This is a genomic window from Pseudarthrobacter sp. MEB009, from assembly GCF_030208875.1.
In the GTDB taxonomy this organism is placed as follows: Bacteria; Actinomycetota; Actinomycetes; order Actinomycetales; family Micrococcaceae; genus Arthrobacter.
Window position 1 is genome coordinate 253,379 of the sequence record NZ_JARVTC010000007.1, and the last position, 14,298, is coordinate 267,676.

Below are 14,298 nucleotides of genomic sequence, written 5' to 3' on the forward strand. Positions count from 1 at the left end.
GCCGCCCACCTCCTGGAGGTGGGCGGCCGGCGGCGTTAATCAGCTTTGCGGGGCATATCCCTGCGGATTGTTCTTCTGCCAGCGCCAGTGGTCCTCGCACATCTGGTCCACTGTCTTGGTGGTGGCCCAGCTCAGGTCGGCGAGGGCTGAGGAGGCATCCGCCCAGAATGCCGGCAGGTCCCCGGCGCGGCGGCCCGTGACCTCGTAGGGGATCGGCCGGCCCACGGCCTTCTCGAAGGAGCGCAGGACCTCCAGGACGGAGGACCCCTTGCCGGAACCGAGGTTCCAGCGGAACACGCCCGTGCGGTCCGCCACGTGGTCCAGGGCAGCGACGTGTCCGCCGGCAAGGTCAACCACGTGGATGTAGTCGCGCTGGCACGTGCCATCCGGGGTGTCGTAGTCCCCGCCGAAGACCATAAGCTTTTCCCGCCGGCCCACGGCCACCTGGGCGATGAACGGTACCAGGTTGTTGGGGATGCCCTGCGGGTCCTCGCCGATGCGGCCTGACGGGTGGGCGCCCACCGGGTTGAAGTAGCGGAGCAGGGCAATGTGCCAGCGGCTGTCGGCAGCGCCGAGGTCGGAGAGGATGTCCTCGATCTGTTCCTTGGTGCGGCCGTACGGGTTGTTGGCCCCGATCTCCATCTTTTCGACATAGGGCGTGGGGTTGTGCTCGCCGTACACGGTTGCTGAGGAGCTGAACACGATGGTGCGCACGTTATGGCGGTCCATGACCCGCAGGAGGTTCAGAGTGCCCACCAGGTTGTTGTAGTAGTACTGCAGCGGCTCCCGGACCGACTCACCCACGGCCTTCAGCCCGGCGAAGTGGATGACGGCGTCAATGCCGCTGCCGGCGAAGACCTGCTCCACGGCGGCCTCGTCCACCAGGTCAACATGGTGGAACGCGGCCTTCTTGCCGCTCAGCTCAGCGACCCGGCGCAGTGACTCCTCGCTGGAGTTCACCAGGTTGTCGATGACAACCACGTCGTGGCCCGCCTCCTGCAGCGAAAGGACAGTGTGCGAGCCGATGTAACCGGTGCCCCCGGTAACCAGAATTTTCATGACTCAACGCTATCCCACCCGGGCCGCCGTCCACCGCCGCGTTCCGGATGCCGGTCACGCCCGGCGGGTCCCCGGATTATTGGGCACATGTGTGCTAAATAAAAGGGGTGCCAAAAATCGTAGATGCCGATGCCCGCCGCCTTGACGTTGTGGAAGCGGTCCTTCGGATCATCGCCGTGGACGGTCTGGAACGGGCATCCCTCCGGGAAGTAGCGGATGAGGCGGGCCTGGCCGTCGGATCGGTCCGGCACTACTTTGCCGGCAGCGAAGAACTGCTCGAGTATTCCTTCGGTACCGTGGTGGACCGGGTGGTGGGCCGCCTGGCAGCTGCGCTGCCGGACCTGCTCCGGGAACCCGCCGGAACCCCCGGCCAGCGCTCGGCGGTCTTAACCCTGCTGGGCGGACTCCTGGCCCTGGACGAGGAACGCGCCGTGGATCTCTGCGCGTGGATTGCCTTCCGTAACGCCGCCAGGATCCGGCCCTTCCTCGCTCCGATGGCAGGGCGCAGCCACCGGGAAGTGGCAGCAGTGGTGGGGCAGGTGGTGGCCACGCTGCTGCCGGCGGACTGCCCCGACGAACTCCTCGTAGTGGAGGCGGAACGGCTGCTGGCAACACTGGACGGGCTGTGCCTGCACGCACTGCTGCAACCCGAGTGGATGACCGCGGCAATGTGCGCCGACGTGCTCGAACGCCACCTCGACGGGCTGCAGGCGTGAACGGCACTTTCGCCGGAAGCACGCGGGAATAGACTGTAGCCAGGGGACACCGGGCTGGCGCACCAGGCCCGGCACGGGCACGCCAGGGAAGGACTTTGAATGCATCACGCAAGCGGGTCAGGGTGGCAGATCAGCACGGATACGTCCGGGCCGATGATCATCGCGCTGTATGTCCGGGACACCGCCGGGCTCGATGGCGCAGGCTCCCCGGCGCTGTCCCATGCGGCACCGAAGATCCGGCGGGCTGACCACACACACCTCACCGCCGAGGTAGGCGGCATCAGCGCCCTCAAGACCGAATGGGAAGCCTGGTGGGAGCAGCTCCTGAAGGCCCACCCGCACCCCTCGCCGGAGTTGTCGCCGCCCGAATTCGAAGCGTTCGGCAATTCCCCTGCCCTGCAGCGCGTGCTCCAGGCGCACTTCGGTGCGGCCCTGACCTGGGCCCGGGAGCGCCGGAGCGAATATGCCGAGCTTGAGGCCGAGCGTGCCGCCAGCGGATCGGACCAACTGATCGCCGACCTGGTGGACGACAGGCTGATGGAGGTGGGTCGCGACGCCCGGGACTTTTCGCTGACCATCATCGAGCTTCCTCTCAATGAGCAGCGGGCCTGGTACCTGGAGCCGGACAAAATCATCATGAGCCACGGGCTGATGGGCCAGCCGGAACTGTTCCGGAGCTACGTGCAGCCTGTCGTGGAGATGTTGGTCTGACCCAGCGTGATAAGCCGGCTCAGTCCGCCGGGGCCACCGTGATGCGGACTTCGCCGTCGGTTCCGGGGGAGTCCGCCCACCCGGCCTGGTTCTCCCGCGTCCAGCTTCGGCCGGCCACGTCCACCCGGACCACGGCCATACCCTTGGCATTGGCCACCGCCCACTGCGCCACTGACCATGCCTGGCTTCCGCCGGCGGGTACCGTCACGGTCAGGCCGTCGACGGCGGCGCCCAGCGGCCCGTAGGCACGCTCCAGTTCGGCGGCCAGTTCCGCAGGATCCCCGGCCTCATCAACGGAGCGAAGGGTGCACTGCACGGCTTCGGGTGTCTGGCCGGTCAGCCCTGACGCGAAGGACCGGCCCATGTCCTCGTGCTGGGCGTAGGCGGTGGGAAAGGCCGAGCGCTGGACCCGCTGGGCGGCGTCGGTGATTTCCAGGGTCTCGTAGCCGGGGATCTTCACCAGCGCGTCGTAAAACGCGTTGGCCGCGTAGTACGGGTCCATGACCTGCGCCTCGGTGCCCCAGCCCTGGGAGGGCCGCTGCTGGAACAACCCCCGGGAGTCGGGGCCGGCCTGGTCGCCGTGGTCGATGTTGCGCAGTTTTGATTCCTGCATGGCCGTGGCAAGGGCGATGCTGGCGGCACGGGCCGGCAGCCCGCGGCGGACGGCGACGGCGGTGATCAGGGACGCGTGCAGCGCCTGGTCCGGCGCGAGTTCGGCAGTCCTCCCACCGGCCTCGGCCGTACAGCGTTCCGAAACGAGGGTTTCGGAACGCTGTACAAAGAAGACGGCGGCGTAGATTCCGCCGGCCACAAGCGCCACAGCCAGCAGGAGTACTGCGAGGCGGCGCAGGCCGCGTCTTCGTGCCACCGGGGAATCAGTTGGCGTGCAGGGCGGTGTTCAGTTCCACTGTCTGTCCCTTGCGGGCCAGGACCTCCACGGCGCCGCTGGTGGAGTTCCGGCGGAACAGCAGGTTCGGCACGCCGGAGAGCTCGGCGGCCTTAACCACCTTGGTGGTGTCTTCGCCGTCGGCGTCCTTGGGTCCCACCACGCGGACGCGGGTACCGGCGGTGACGTAGAGGCCTGCTTCAACCACGGAGTCGTCGCCGATGCTGATGCCCACGCCGGAGTTGGCCCCAAGCAACACCCGCTCGCCGATGGTGATCCGTTCCTTGCCGCCGCCGGACAGCATGCCCATGATGGACGCGCCACCGCCCACGTCGCTGCCGTTGCCGGTGACCACACCGGCCGAGATCCGGCCTTCCACCATCGAGGTGCCCAGGGTGCCGGCGTTGAAGTTGACGAAGCCTTCGTGCATCACCGTGGTGCCTTCGGCCAGGTGCGCGCCCAGGCGGACCCGGTCGGCGTCGGCAATCCGCACACCGGTGGGGACCACATAGTCAACCATGCGTGGGAACTTGTCCACCCCGTAAACGGTGACAGCGCCGCGCTTGCGGAGCCGGGCGCGGGTGAGTTCAAAGCCGTCCACGGCGGCGGGGCCGAAGTTGGTCCACACCACGTTGGGCAGTTTGCCGAAGATGCCGTCCAGGTTGATGCTGTTGGGCTGCACCAGGCGGTGTGAAAGGAGGTGGAGCCGGAGGTAGGCATCGACGGTGTCGGCCGGCGCTGCGTCCAGGTCGATCTGGACGAACACCACCTTCTGCTCGGTGCCGCGGTCGGCGTCGTCGCCGCTTTCGGCGATCAGGGTCAGGGCTTCGTCGGCATTCTCGACGGCGCGGAGGTTCTCCGCAGCGACGCCCAGGGCGGGGGCGGGGAACCAGGCGTCCAGTACGGTGGCGGATCCGTTGGCCGTGGCGATGGTGGCCACGCCGAAGCCGTATGCGGAACGCTCTCCGGCGGCGGTGGTCGAGGTTTCGGGCACAGCGGAAGCGGCAGTCTCAGTCATGCCTTCCAGTCTAACGAGGGCAGGCACCGGCTTCGAACTAGACTGGCTTCGTGACTGCCCTAACCTCCCCCGAGCCCCCTCCCGCCGCCGCAAGCCTGGAAACGGATGCCGTCCAGGCGCCCGCACGGCTTGATCTCAGGCAGGATGTGGCGCAGCTGACCGCCGCCATCATGGACATCGACAGTGTCTCCGGCAACGAAAAGGAGCTCGCCGACGCCGTGGAGCAGGCGTTGCTGGCCATTCCGCAGCTCAGCGTTGTCCGCGACGGGGACGCCCTGATCGCCCGGACGGAGCTGGGCCGATCCGAACGGGTCATCCTGGCCGGCCACCTGGACACTGTGCCCCTGCCGCTGGTGGCTGGTTCCAAAGGCACCGTGCCCTCCACCTGGGAATCCGGCGTGCCCGGCGAAGGGGTGCTGTACGGCCGGGGTGCCACGGACATGAAGGGCGGGGTTGCGGTCCAGCTGGCACTCGCCGCAGGCATGTTCGACGGCGGTGCGGAGCCTGCGCGCGACGTCACCTTTGTGTTTTACGACCATGAGGAAGTGGAAGCGGTCAAAAGCGGCCTGGGCCGGCTGGTCCGGAACCACGGCGACCTTCTGGATGGCGATTTCGCCATCCTTCTCGAGCCCACCAACGGCACAGTCGAGGGTGGGTGCAACGGCACCAGCCGGTTCGAGGCCACCACAGTGGGAGAGTCCGCCCACTCGGCGCGGGCCTGGATGGGCAGCAATGCCATCCACGCCGCGGCTCCCATTTTGGCGCGGCTCGCGGACTATGCGCCCCGGACGGTCAACGTGGACGGCCTGGACTACCGCGAGAGCTTGAACGCCGTGAAGATCCACGGCGGAACCGCCGGCAACGTGATCCCGGACAAATGCGTGGTGGAAATCAACTACCGCTTTGCCCCGGACAAGGACCCGGACCAGGCGGAGGCCCACGTGCGTGAGCTGCTTGCCGGTTTCGATGTGGTGCGGACCGACGCGGCGGCGGGAGCGAGGCCCGGACTGAACCACCCGGCCGCCGCCTCCTTTGTGGCCGCTGTGGGAGCCGAACCCAAGCCCAAATACGGGTGGACCGACGTCGCCCGTTTCAGCGAACTGGGGATCCCGGCAGTGAACTTCGGCCCCGGAGACCCGCTGCTGGCCCACAAGGACAATGAGCACGTGGACGCGGAGGCCATCCGCACCTGCCTCAAGGCGCTGCAGGACTGGCTGGCGGGCTAGGCGCACTGCAAAGAAATGGCCCGGATCGTTCGATCCGGGCCATTTCTCTTCGCTGGTTAGGGAGCAGCTGCCTCGACAGCCACCGGGTCAGCCTTGGCTGTGCCGCCGGCGGCTTTCTTGGAACCGCGCCGTTCGATCCACACGGCGAGCCGCGAGATGGCGATGTTGATGGCGATGTACATTGCCGCGGCCACGAAGAACACGGGGAACAGGAAGGCCGGTCCCAGGACGTCCGCCATGAGCTGGACTGCCCGCAGCAATTCGCCGTAGGCCACGATGTAGCCAAGCGAGGTGTCCTTCAGGAGGACCACCAGCTGCGCCACCAGGGACGGCATCATCCGGCGGACAGCCTGCGGAAGTTCGATCAGCATGCGTGATTTGAAGCTGGTCAGGCCGATGGCCAGGCCCGCTTCGCGTTGGCCCTTGGGGAGGGACTGGATGCCTGCCCGGATGATTTCCGCGAAGACTGCGGCGTTGTAGACCACCAAGCCGGCAACGACCGCAATAAATTGCGATGTGCCGAAGCCCAGGAGGATAAACAGCATCATCAGGACCACGGGCATGCCGCGAAGGAACTCAAGGACAACGCGGGTGGGAATCCGGATGGCCTTGAGGTCGGAGATCCGGAGCAGGCACAGCAGCAGGCCTAACGGGAAGGCAATGACGGCGGCCAGCCCCGCGGCCGACAGTGTTGCACCCAACCCGTTGCCCAGCAGGCGCCACACGTCCGCCCGGGTGAAGATCTGCCAGCGCCGGCCCTCAAAGATGCCCTGCTGGCCCAAAGTGAAGATGATCCAGGCCAGCAGCCCGAGGATTGCCAGGCCGCCCACCACGGAGCCGATCAGGGATATCCGGCGGGCCTTGGGGCCGGGAACGTCGTAAAGTACCGAGCTCATCGGGCAATCGCCACCTTTCGCTCCACCGTGCTGGCAAGGATGCCCAGCGGGACGGTGAGAAGGAGATAGAAGAACGCTGTGCCCAGCAGGACCGTGATGACCTGGTCACCGTTGGCGTTGGCCAGCTGCCGGCCGTAACCGAACAGTTCCAGGACGAAGAATGCGCCGGCCACGGAGGAGTTCTTCACCAGGGCGATCAGGATGTTGATCAACGGCGGGATCACCGTCCGCAGTGCCTGCGGGAGGATGATGAGGTTCAGGACCTGGCCGAAGTTCATGCCGATACTGCGGGCCGCTTCGGCCTGGCCTACCGGCACGCTGTTGACACCGGAGCGGACAGCTTCAGCGATGAACGCCGCGGTGTAGGAGCTGAGGGCAATGATGGCCGCCACCTCAAACTGGGCGAACTGGACGCCCAGGCGGGGAAGCACGATTGCGGCAAAGAAGAAGGCAATGGTCAGCGGAGTGTTGCGGAGGATCTCCACGTAGACAGTGCTGAAGCCACGGAGGGCAGCCACGGGCGAGACCCTGGCAGCTGCCAAGAGGGTTCCCAGTACCAGCGCGATCACCCCGGAGACGGCTGACAGGAAAAGGGTGCGGAGAAAGCCCTCCCAGTACAGGGGCAGACTTTCAATGATGACGTCCATATGATCCTTCGGCTCAAGAAGCGGAGGGTGGGGGAGCAATGCAGTGCCGGGCCGCCGAAGCGCGCCCCGGCACTGCCGTTGAGCCTTAGTAGCGGTTGATCTCAGGCAGTTCGGGCGCGGTCTTGATGACCGAACCGGCGGTGGCCTCCCAAGCCTTCTTGTAGGATCCGTCCTTGCCGAATTCCTCGAGCTGGTCGTTGATCCAGCCACGGAACTCAGTGTCATCCTTCTTCAGGCCGATGCCGTAGGGCTCCTTGGTGAAGGTCTCGTCAGAGGCCAGCTTGAAAGCGTCCGGCTCCTTGTCCACAAAACCGGCCAGGATCACGTTGTCCGTGGTGATCGCTTCAACCTGCTTGTTGCGCAGCGGCTCGAGGCACGCGGAGTACGTGGCTGCCGGAACGAGTTCAGCGCCGTACTTGTCCACGATCGTGGCGGCGGGGGTGGAACCGGTGACGGAGCAGACTTTTTTGCCCTTGACGTCTTCGGGGGTCTTGATGGAGTCGTTGTCCTTGTTGACCATCAGGGCCTGGCCGGCTTCGTAGTACGGTCCGGCGAAGCTGACAACCTGCTTGCGCTTGTCGTTGATCGTGTACGTGGCGATCACCAGGTCAACCTTGCCCTGCTCGATGAAGGGCTCGCGGTTGGCGGAGACGGTCTCGGACCATTCGATTTTGTCAGCAGCGATGCCCAGCTTGGCGGCAATCAGCTTGCCCATTTCCACGTCGAAGCCAACCGGCTTGCCGTCGAGGCCCACCTGGCCGAAGAGCGGCTGGTCGAACTTGGTACCGATCTTGATGCTGCCGGCCGAGGCGAGCTTCTCCATGGTGGTGCCGGCGGCGAACGTGGGCTTTTCGGCCACGGTGGGGTCACTGCCGGCGGTGCTGCCGCCGTCGCCGCAAGCGGACAGGGAGAGTGCAAGGGCAGCGGTAGCTGCCACGAGGAGTGACTTCCGCCGGGTCATAAATGCCTTCATGACATTCCTTTCATTGAAGGCCGTGGGTTACGGCCTGGATGCGAACTTGAGAGTTGAGGTTCGTAAATCAGTGCGTGAGGAGCTTGGACAGGAAGTCCTTGGCCCGGTCACTCTTGGGGTTGGTGAAGAACTCTTCCGGAGTGGCGTCCTCGACGATCTGGCCGTCCGCCATAAAGACCACACGGTCGGCGGCCTTGCGGGCGAAGCCCATCTCGTGCGTGACCACGATCATGGTCATGCCTTCCTTGGCGAGCTGGACCATCACGTCCAGGACCTCGTTGATCATTTCCGGGTCCAGGGCTGACGTGGGCTCGTCGAACAGCATGACCTTCGGCTTCATTGCCAAAGCCCGTGCAATTGCGACGCGCTGCTGCTGGCCGCCGGAGAGCTGGGCGGGAAGCTTGGGCGCCTGATGGCCCACGCCCACCCGCTCCAGCAGCGCCATGGCGTCCTTGTCCGCGGTGGTCTTGGCCACGCCCTTGACCTTGATGGGTCCCAGGGTGACGTTTTCCAGGATGGTTTTGTGTGCAAACAGGTTGAACGACTGGAAGACCATTCCGACGTCGGCCCGGAGCTGCGCGAGTTCCTTGCCTTCTGAGGGGAGGACTTTCCCGTCGATGGAAATGGTGCCGTCCTCGATGGTTTCCAGGCGGTTGATGGCGCGGCAAAGAGTGGACTTACCGGAACCGGAGGGCCCGATGACCACAACAACCTCGCCCTTGCGGACGTTGAGGTTGATGTCCTTGAGAACGTGCAGCTGGCCGTAATGCTTATTGACGGCCGTCAGGGAGACGAGCGAATCGCCGGGCACTTGAGTAGTCATAAAAAAGAATCTAGCGAACAACCGGGCCTTATGATGCGAATCACGCCAAGTTCGCGCCGATCGTGATTCAAGAGATACCTCCCGCCTGAGGTTAGCCTTGGGATATGAGCATCAACGCAGATCCGGCCAAGAATTCCCAGCCGCGCCGTAAAGGCCCCCTTGAACTTCGCCGTGAACAGGCACACGTGGATATGTCCGACCAGCACCTGCTGGATACCACCGGCGCCGGCCAGTTTGTGCATACCGATCCGTGGCGCGTGCTGCGGATCCAAAGTGAGTTTGTTGAAGGCTTCGGCGCCCTGGCGGGCATTGGCAAAGCCGTCAGCGTTTTCGGCTCGGCCCGGACCAAGCCCGGCACCCCGTATTACGAGATGGGAGTGGAAGTGGGCCGGAAACTGGCCGAAGCCGGCGTGGCCGTCATCACCGGCGGTGGGCCCGGCTCCATGGAAGCCGCCAACCGGGGTGCCGTGGAGGGCAAAGGCCTCTCCGTGGGCCTCGGCATCGAACTGCCGTTTGAGCAGGGCCTGAACCAGTGGGTCGACCTGGGGATCAACTTCCGCTACTTCTTTGCCCGCAAAACCATGTTTGTGAAATACGCGCAGGGCTTTATTGTGCTTCCCGGCGGGCTGGGCACCCTTGATGAACTTTTTGAGGCAATGGTGCTGGTCCAAACCCGAAAGGTGACCTCGTTCCCCATCGTGCTGCTCGGCGTTGACTTCTGGTCCCCTATGGTCGACTGGATCCGGGGCACCCTGGTGGCCGAAGGCATGGTGTCCGAAAAGGACCTGGACCTGATCCAGGTGGTGGATGATCCTGCTGAAGCCGTGGACCATGTGCTTCACATGGCCGTCTCTCCGGCCACAAACGGCGAGCAGCGCCCGGAGTAGCGCAGCCCTCTGGTCTGGCACGATGGAACGGTGAGCTTTTTCCTGGTTTTTGTTGCGATCGCGCTTGTTGGTGCTGTCCTGTGGGTCAGCGTGGGCCGGCGTGCCCGGAAGGTGGCGGCACGGCCGGTTCCTGACCTGCTTGAGGGCGGCTTCGAACAGCCTGCCGCGAACCTTCCGCCGGTGCTGCTCCCGGCCCGGGCACGTCCGGAGGACGTGGACCGGGTGCGGTTTTCGCTGGGGCTCCGCGGCTACCGGATGGATCAGGTGGACCAGGTCCTGGACGAGCTGCGGGACCAATTGGCTGCCAGGGAACGTGAGGTGACCGCGCTCCGGACCCGGGTGCTCGCCTTGGAGTCGGCGGCCGACGGCGGGTCCCCGGCTCCGGAATCCGCCGCACCAGCCGCGGAATCCGGCAGCCAGTGAGCACCGCAGTGCGCCGCCCCGGCTTCACCGCCTCGGCGCAGTCCATCGCCGCCAGGACCGGATCGGCGGTGCGCAACTGGCCCTGGTGGGTCCAGGCCTCGGCCATCTACCTCGCCGCCCGCCTGGTCAGTGCAGGCATCTTTATGGCCGCAGCCCTGCATCAGGGCGTCAACCCGTGGTTCCCGCCCAAACCCAACTACTGGAACTTCATCAACATCTGGGACGCCCGCTGGTACGGCCAGGTGATCGCCAACGGCTACCCGGCGGTGCTGCCCACCGACGCTGCAGGCAATGTCCAGGAAAACACGTGGGCGTTTTATCCGCTTTTCCCGGCGCTGTCCGGTGGCCTCAGCACGCTCACGGGACTGAGCCCCGCGGCCGCCCTCACCGTTGTGGCCATGCTGTCCGGGTGGGGGGCGGCCCTGGCCGTGTACCTGCTGTTCCGGCAGAAGGCGGCGCACGCGCCGGCGTTGTGGGGCGTGGCCTTCTTCGCCGCTTTCCCGGTGTCGGCGGTCCTGCAGGTCCCCTACGCCGAACCACTGAACCTGTTGCTCCTCGCCGTCGCCCTGCTGCTGGTGATCCGGCGCCGCTACTTCCTGGCCATGCCGGTGGTGGTGCTGCTGTGCCTGTCCCGGCCCGTGGGTGTCCCGTTCGCTGCCATGGTGGGACTGCTCTTGGTGTACCGGTTCATGGAACACTTGCGCAGCCAGCGGGACGGAACCGCAACCCCGGCTGCGCACTCCCGGGGTGACCTCGCCGCCCTTACCGGACTGACCGCCGTCGCCGGCCTTTCCGCGCTGGCATGGCCTGCAGCCGCGTGGGTGGCCACCGGCGACATCCAGGCGTATACCCGTACCGAAACGGTGTGGCGCGGCCACGACCTGGTGCCTTTCAAGCCTTGGTTCGACACCGGCGTCGACCTTTTCGGTCCTGTCCTGGGCCTGCTGGCTCCATTTGTTTTTGTGGCCCTTTTCGGTGCGATGCTGTTCCTGCCGCCCGTGGTGCGGCTCGGCGTCGAAATCCGGCTCTGGTGTGCCTGCTACATGGGCTACCTGGTGATGTTCCTGCACCCGCAGACCAGCACGTTCCGGATGCTGCTGCCCCTGTTCCCGCTGGCGCTCGGCGCGGTGCTGCTGTCCCGCTCCCGGGCGTACCGCGGGACCGTGGTGGTGATGTTCCTGCTGCTGCAGATGGTGTGGATCGTGTGGCTGTGGGCCTGGGCCCAACTGCCCGGCGGCGGGGATTATCCGCCGTAGCCGCCAAGCGCCACCCGGTGTGCCTGCTGCGAATACCCGGTGGACGAAAATGTCCATCGATTAGCTACAGCCGGGTAATTCCGCGATAATAGTAAGTAAGCAAGGACAAAAGCATTCAGAATACGCGCAGCCTTGGCGGGGGACTGACTCCCCGGCATCGCAGCATGCTCGACATGCGGACACAGCCCGACCGGGTTGATCAGTCCTGGGACAAAATGGAGGGGAATTCCTCATGGCGGCTATGAAACCACGCACCGGCGACGGCCCAATGGAAGTCACCAAGGAGGGCCGCAGCCTTATCATGCGCGTCCCGCTCGAAGGCGGCGGGCGACTCGTGGTGGAACTGAACGCTGCAGAAGCGGCCAACCTGAAGGAATGCCTGGTGGGCGTTACCGAATAGCAGTTCCAGCGGACAGGGTCCGCAGCCCTGTGGGCTGCGGGCCCTGTCCTATTTCTTGACTGCCACCAGGAGGCCGTCGCCGGTGGGCAGCATTGCCGAGGCCAGCCTGTCGTCGTCGCGGATGGAGCGGCCCACCTGGCGGAGCACCACCGTGTTGGCGTCCCTGCCGGCCGGGTTGGACACCCGGTCCTTGTCCAGGGCGTCGTTGATGATCAGCAGGCCGGAGCGCTTCAGGAGGCGGATGCCCTGCTCAACGTAGCCGGGGAGTCCCGGCTTGTCGGCGTCGATGAAGACGAGGTCGTACGCGCCGTCCGTGAGGCGCGGCAGGACGTCGCCGGCGCGGCCGGAGATGGTCCTGGTCCTGTTGGCCGGGCTGCCGGCCTCGGCGAACGCCTCCCGTGCCGCCCTGAGGTGCTCAACGTCGACGTCGATGGTGGTCAGGACTGCCTGCTTGCCGAGGCCCCGGAGCAGGCAGACGCCGGAGACGCCAGCGCCGGTTCCGATCTCGACGGCGGTCTGGGCCTTGGAAACGGCGGCCAGCACGGTCAGGACAGCACCGACGCCCGGTCCGATAGGCGCTACACCCAGTTCAAAAGAGCGTTCCCGGGCGCGCAGCATGACCTCATCCTCAGCGGGCAGATCTTCTGCATAGGACCAGCTGCTGGATTTGTCGGCGCTCATGGATTTCGCTTTCTGGGCGGGGCGGGAAATGTCTTTTACAGCCTACTGTGTCCGGCCGAAACGGCGGTGCCGGCAGGCATTGCGCCCAAGGCTGAAGTTACGACGCAATCAGGAAATTCCCAGCCAAGTTTGAAAGGATGAATATCCGCTCATCCAAAAGGTGATCGGCGCCGAATCAGAGATGTCAACAGTATCCGGGCGTTTGTAATTCCACGAGGGGAGTGGACGATGTCATCACCAGTTGTGGCACCTGTCCCTGCAGTACACCAGCCTGAGGTCGAATGGGTCCGGCCCACCTGGGAGGAAGTGGTTACCAACCACTCCGCCAAGGTATACCGGCTCGCTTACCGCCTGACCGGCAACAAGTTCGATGCCGAAGACCTCACCCAGGAGGTGTTTGTGCGCGTCTTCCGGTCCCTTGAAAACTTCAAGCCCGGGACCCTGGACGGCTGGCTGCACCGCATCACCACCAACCTGTTCCTCGACCAGGCCCGGCGCAAGACCAGGATCCGGTTCGACGCCCTGTCGGACGACGCCGAGTCCCGCCTTCCCGGCCGTGAGCCCGGACCCGAGCAAAGCTTCGAGTTCAACAACCTTGACCTCGACGTGCAGGCTGCCATTGAGGACCTGCCGCCGGACTTCCGCGCAGCCGTGGTGCTGTGCGATCTCGAAGGGTTGTCCTACGACGAAGTGGCCGCAGCGCTGGACGTCAAGCTGGGCACCGTGCGTTCCAGGATCCACCGCGGCCGCACCATGCTCCGGGAAAAGCTGGCCCACCGGGACCCGCGCCCGCAGCAGGCCCGCCGGAAGCTGTCCCTGCCGCGCATCGCCGGCATCCTCTGATCGGCGCATGAGGCCCCCCAATCCCTTTGCCGGCCGGCACCAGCGGACGAACAGCCACCTGCAGGAATGCAGCGACTGTGCCGGCGCTGTGCGCAGGGAACGCCAATACCTCGAACGGCTGCGCGATGCGCCTGTTCCGCAGGCCAGCGAGGACCTGACAGCCCGCCTGCTGGCCCGGACCCACGAGTTCGCTGCCCGGCAACCGGCAGCACAGCCTGAGCCGCCCCGCAGGTTTGCACGTGCCGTGGCATTGACCGCAGGCGGAACCGTGGCGGCCGCCGGGGTCCTTGCCGTGGGCGCCCTGGCCGTCTCCGGTTCGCCGCTGCCTGATTCCACTTCCCCGGCCGCGCTGTCCCATGTTTCGGCCCGGACGCCCGCGGACGGCCGTGCCCTCACGGCCGGCCAGCTTGCCCTGCTCCGGGACGAGGGCTGGGCATGCCCGGAACTGGCCGGCCTGGGATTCCGCCTCGAATCGGCCCGGGCCCTGGTGATCGACGGGCAGCCTGCCGTGGAGATCCGGCTTTCGGACGGCATCCATTACGCCACCGTGACGGAGCAGCATTCGTCCGCCGCCGCGCTGCGCACCGCGGCGGACGGCGTGGAGGTCCGCAGCGCCTCGCCCTGGTCCGTGACCTACCGGACCGAGGGCCGGACGTTCACCTACGAATCGGACCTTCCCGCCGAGCAGGCCGATGACGCCGTGCCCATCCTGGAACGCGTCAGCGCGCAGGCCGGCGCGGGTGTCGCGGCGGAAGCGCCGGCGTCGGGTACTGTGGCGGGAGAGTCCCTGGCCCACCGGCTGCAGCGCGGACTGAACAGGATTGTGACCCTTTTGACCCAGTAAAGCGGGCGG

Annotated in this window: 17 protein-coding genes; 9 read left to right on the forward strand and 8 right to left on the reverse strand. The window is 66.0% G+C overall.

The genetic code is table 11. The features are described 5' to 3' along the window. Window positions 1-39 precede the first annotated feature (39 nt). A complete protein-coding gene (gene galE / locus QRN07_RS07055; protein WP_056597082.1) occupies window positions 40-1,059 on the reverse strand; it encodes a UDP-glucose 4-epimerase GalE in 1,020 nt (339 codons plus the stop codon). Window positions 1,060-1,166: 107 nt separating this feature from the next. On the opposite strand from galE, the gene QRN07_RS07060 reads away from it, so the two are divergent. Further along, complete coding sequence (locus QRN07_RS07060; RefSeq protein WP_050685878.1) at window positions 1,167-1,775, forward strand: TetR/AcrR family transcriptional regulator; 609 nt, start codon at window positions 1,167-1,169, stop codon at window positions 1,773-1,775. Between the two features lie 99 nt (window positions 1,776-1,874). After that, entirely contained in the window at window positions 1,875-2,486 is a 612-nt protein-coding gene (locus QRN07_RS07065; RefSeq protein ID WP_050685880.1) for a hypothetical protein, read from the forward strand. A 19-nt stretch (window positions 2,487-2,505) separates the two neighbouring features. On the opposite strand, the gene QRN07_RS07070 is transcribed toward QRN07_RS07065, so the two are convergent. Both QRN07_RS07070 and dapD read right to left on the reverse strand, forming a co-directional pair. After that, window positions 2,506-3,354 carry a transglycosylase SLT domain-containing protein gene (locus QRN07_RS07070; protein ID WP_050685882.1) on the reverse strand — a complete coding sequence of 283 codons (849 nt, stop codon included), beginning with the start codon at window positions 3,352-3,354 and terminating at the stop codon, window positions 2,506-2,508. 7 nt (window positions 3,355-3,361) lie between these two features. After that, the gene (dapD, locus tag QRN07_RS07075; protein ID WP_050685884.1) at window positions 3,362-4,390 is read right to left on the reverse strand and encodes a 2,3,4,5-tetrahydropyridine-2,6-dicarboxylate N-succinyltransferase; all 1,029 of its coding nucleotides are present in this window, start codon (window positions 4,388-4,390) and stop codon (window positions 3,362-3,364) included. Between the two features lie 95 nt (window positions 4,391-4,485). Between dapD and dapE the strand changes: the two genes are divergently transcribed. Beyond that, window positions 4,486-5,616: a succinyl-diaminopimelate desuccinylase gene (gene dapE / locus QRN07_RS07080; RefSeq protein ID WP_056597467.1), complete on the forward strand. Its 1,131-nt coding sequence runs from the start codon at window positions 4,486-4,488 to the stop codon at window positions 5,614-5,616. A gap of 56 nt (window positions 5,617-5,672) precedes the next feature. On the opposite strand, the gene QRN07_RS07085 is transcribed toward dapE, so the two are convergent. The 4 genes from QRN07_RS07085 to QRN07_RS07100 all read right to left on the reverse strand — a co-directional run bounded on the left by QRN07_RS07085 (window position 5,673) and on the right by QRN07_RS07100 (window position 8,955). After that, entirely contained in the window at window positions 5,673-6,512 is an 840-nt protein-coding gene (locus QRN07_RS07085; protein ID WP_050685885.1) for an amino acid ABC transporter permease, read from the reverse strand. Beyond that, on the reverse strand, window positions 6,509-7,159 hold the full coding sequence (locus QRN07_RS07090; RefSeq protein ID WP_050685887.1) for an amino acid ABC transporter permease: 651 nt from the start codon (window positions 7,157-7,159) through the stop codon (window positions 6,509-6,511). The genes QRN07_RS07085 and QRN07_RS07090 overlap by 4 nt, the downstream gene beginning before the upstream one ends. A gap of 85 nt (window positions 7,160-7,244) precedes the next feature. Continuing rightward, window positions 7,245-8,132, reverse strand: coding sequence for a glutamate ABC transporter substrate-binding protein (locus QRN07_RS07095; protein WP_050685889.1), 888 nt, complete (start codon window positions 8,130-8,132; stop codon window positions 7,245-7,247). A gap of 67 nt (window positions 8,133-8,199) precedes the next feature. Next, entirely contained in the window at window positions 8,200-8,955 is a 756-nt protein-coding gene (locus tag QRN07_RS07100) for an amino acid ABC transporter ATP-binding protein (RefSeq protein ID WP_056597084.1), read from the reverse strand. A 104-nt stretch (window positions 8,956-9,059) separates the two neighbouring features. On the opposite strand from QRN07_RS07100, the gene QRN07_RS07105 reads away from it, so the two are divergent. The 4 genes from QRN07_RS07105 to QRN07_RS07120 all read left to right on the forward strand — a co-directional run bounded on the left by QRN07_RS07105 (window position 9,060) and on the right by QRN07_RS07120 (window position 11,921). Next, the gene (locus QRN07_RS07105; protein WP_050685891.1) at window positions 9,060-9,842 is read left to right on the forward strand and encodes an LOG family protein; all 783 of its coding nucleotides are present in this window, start codon (window positions 9,060-9,062) and stop codon (window positions 9,840-9,842) included. A gap of 30 nt (window positions 9,843-9,872) precedes the next feature. Then, on the forward strand, window positions 9,873-10,265 hold the full coding sequence (locus QRN07_RS07110) for a DivIVA domain-containing protein (RefSeq protein WP_056597086.1): 393 nt from the start codon (window positions 9,873-9,875) through the stop codon (window positions 10,263-10,265). Next, a complete protein-coding gene (locus QRN07_RS07115) occupies window positions 10,262-11,521 on the forward strand; it encodes a putative hexosyltransferase (RefSeq protein ID WP_432244833.1) in 1,260 nt (419 codons plus the stop codon). Before QRN07_RS07110 ends, QRN07_RS07115 begins: the two co-directional genes overlap by 4 nt. Window positions 11,522-11,753: 232 nt before the next feature. Further along, window positions 11,754-11,921 (forward strand): DUF3117 domain-containing protein, encoded by a 168-nt coding sequence (locus QRN07_RS07120; RefSeq protein ID WP_009357720.1) that lies wholly within the window; start codon window positions 11,754-11,756, stop codon window positions 11,919-11,921. 48 nt (window positions 11,922-11,969) lie between these two features. On the opposite strand, the gene QRN07_RS07125 is transcribed toward QRN07_RS07120, so the two are convergent. After that, window positions 11,970-12,602, reverse strand: a complete 633-nt coding sequence (locus tag QRN07_RS07125; protein WP_285240701.1) for an O-methyltransferase — start codon at window positions 12,600-12,602, stop codon at window positions 11,970-11,972. Between the two features lie 228 nt (window positions 12,603-12,830). On the opposite strand from QRN07_RS07125, the gene sigE reads away from it, so the two are divergent. Together sigE and QRN07_RS07135 are read left to right on the forward strand one after the other, a co-directional pair. Next, window positions 12,831-13,445 carry an RNA polymerase sigma factor SigE gene (sigE, locus tag QRN07_RS07130; protein ID WP_285240702.1) on the forward strand — a complete coding sequence of 205 codons (615 nt, stop codon included), beginning with the start codon at window positions 12,831-12,833 and terminating at the stop codon, window positions 13,443-13,445. 7 nt (window positions 13,446-13,452) lie between these two features. After that, the gene (locus QRN07_RS07135) at window positions 13,453-14,289 is read left to right on the forward strand and encodes an anti-sigma factor (protein WP_285240703.1); all 837 of its coding nucleotides are present in this window, start codon (window positions 13,453-13,455) and stop codon (window positions 14,287-14,289) included. Window positions 14,290-14,298: the final 9 nt, after the last annotated feature.

What these genes read in the sequence shown, in the direction of transcription:
- dapD (WP_050685884.1), bottom strand. Translation starts at nt 4,390, where the DNA reads ATGACTGAGACTGCCGCTTCCGCTGTGCCCGAAACCTCGACCACCGCC.
- QRN07_RS07105 (WP_050685891.1), top strand. Translation starts at nt 9,060, where the DNA reads ATGAGCATCAACGCAGATCCGGCCAAGAATTCCCAGCCGCGCCGTAAA.
- QRN07_RS07120 (WP_009357720.1), top strand. Translation starts at nt 11,754, where the DNA reads ATGGCGGCTATGAAACCACGCACCGGCGACGGCCCAATGGAAGTCACC.
- QRN07_RS07125 (WP_285240701.1), bottom strand. Translation starts at nt 12,602, where the DNA reads ATGAGCGCCGACAAATCCAGCAGCTGGTCCTATGCAGAAGATCTGCCC.
- QRN07_RS07085 (WP_050685885.1), bottom strand. Translation starts at nt 6,512, where the DNA reads ATGAGCTCGGTACTTTACGACGTTCCCGGCCCCAAGGCCCGCCGGATA.
- galE (WP_056597082.1), bottom strand. Translation starts at nt 1,059, where the DNA reads ATGAAAATTCTGGTTACCGGGGGCACCGGTTACATCGGCTCGCACACT.
- QRN07_RS07135 (WP_285240703.1), top strand. Translation starts at nt 13,453, where the DNA reads ATGAGGCCCCCCAATCCCTTTGCCGGCCGGCACCAGCGGACGAACAGC.
- QRN07_RS07090 (WP_050685887.1), bottom strand. Translation starts at nt 7,159, where the DNA reads ATGGACGTCATCATTGAAAGTCTGCCCCTGTACTGGGAGGGCTTTCTC.
- sigE (WP_285240702.1), top strand. Translation starts at nt 12,831, where the DNA reads ATGTCATCACCAGTTGTGGCACCTGTCCCTGCAGTACACCAGCCTGAG.
- QRN07_RS07065 (WP_050685880.1), top strand. Translation starts at nt 1,875, where the DNA reads ATGCATCACGCAAGCGGGTCAGGGTGGCAGATCAGCACGGATACGTCC.
- QRN07_RS07095 (WP_050685889.1), bottom strand. Translation starts at nt 8,132, where the DNA reads ATGAAGGCATTTATGACCCGGCGGAAGTCACTCCTCGTGGCAGCTACC.
- QRN07_RS07100 (WP_056597084.1), bottom strand. Translation starts at nt 8,955, where the DNA reads ATGACTACTCAAGTGCCCGGCGATTCGCTCGTCTCCCTGACGGCCGTC.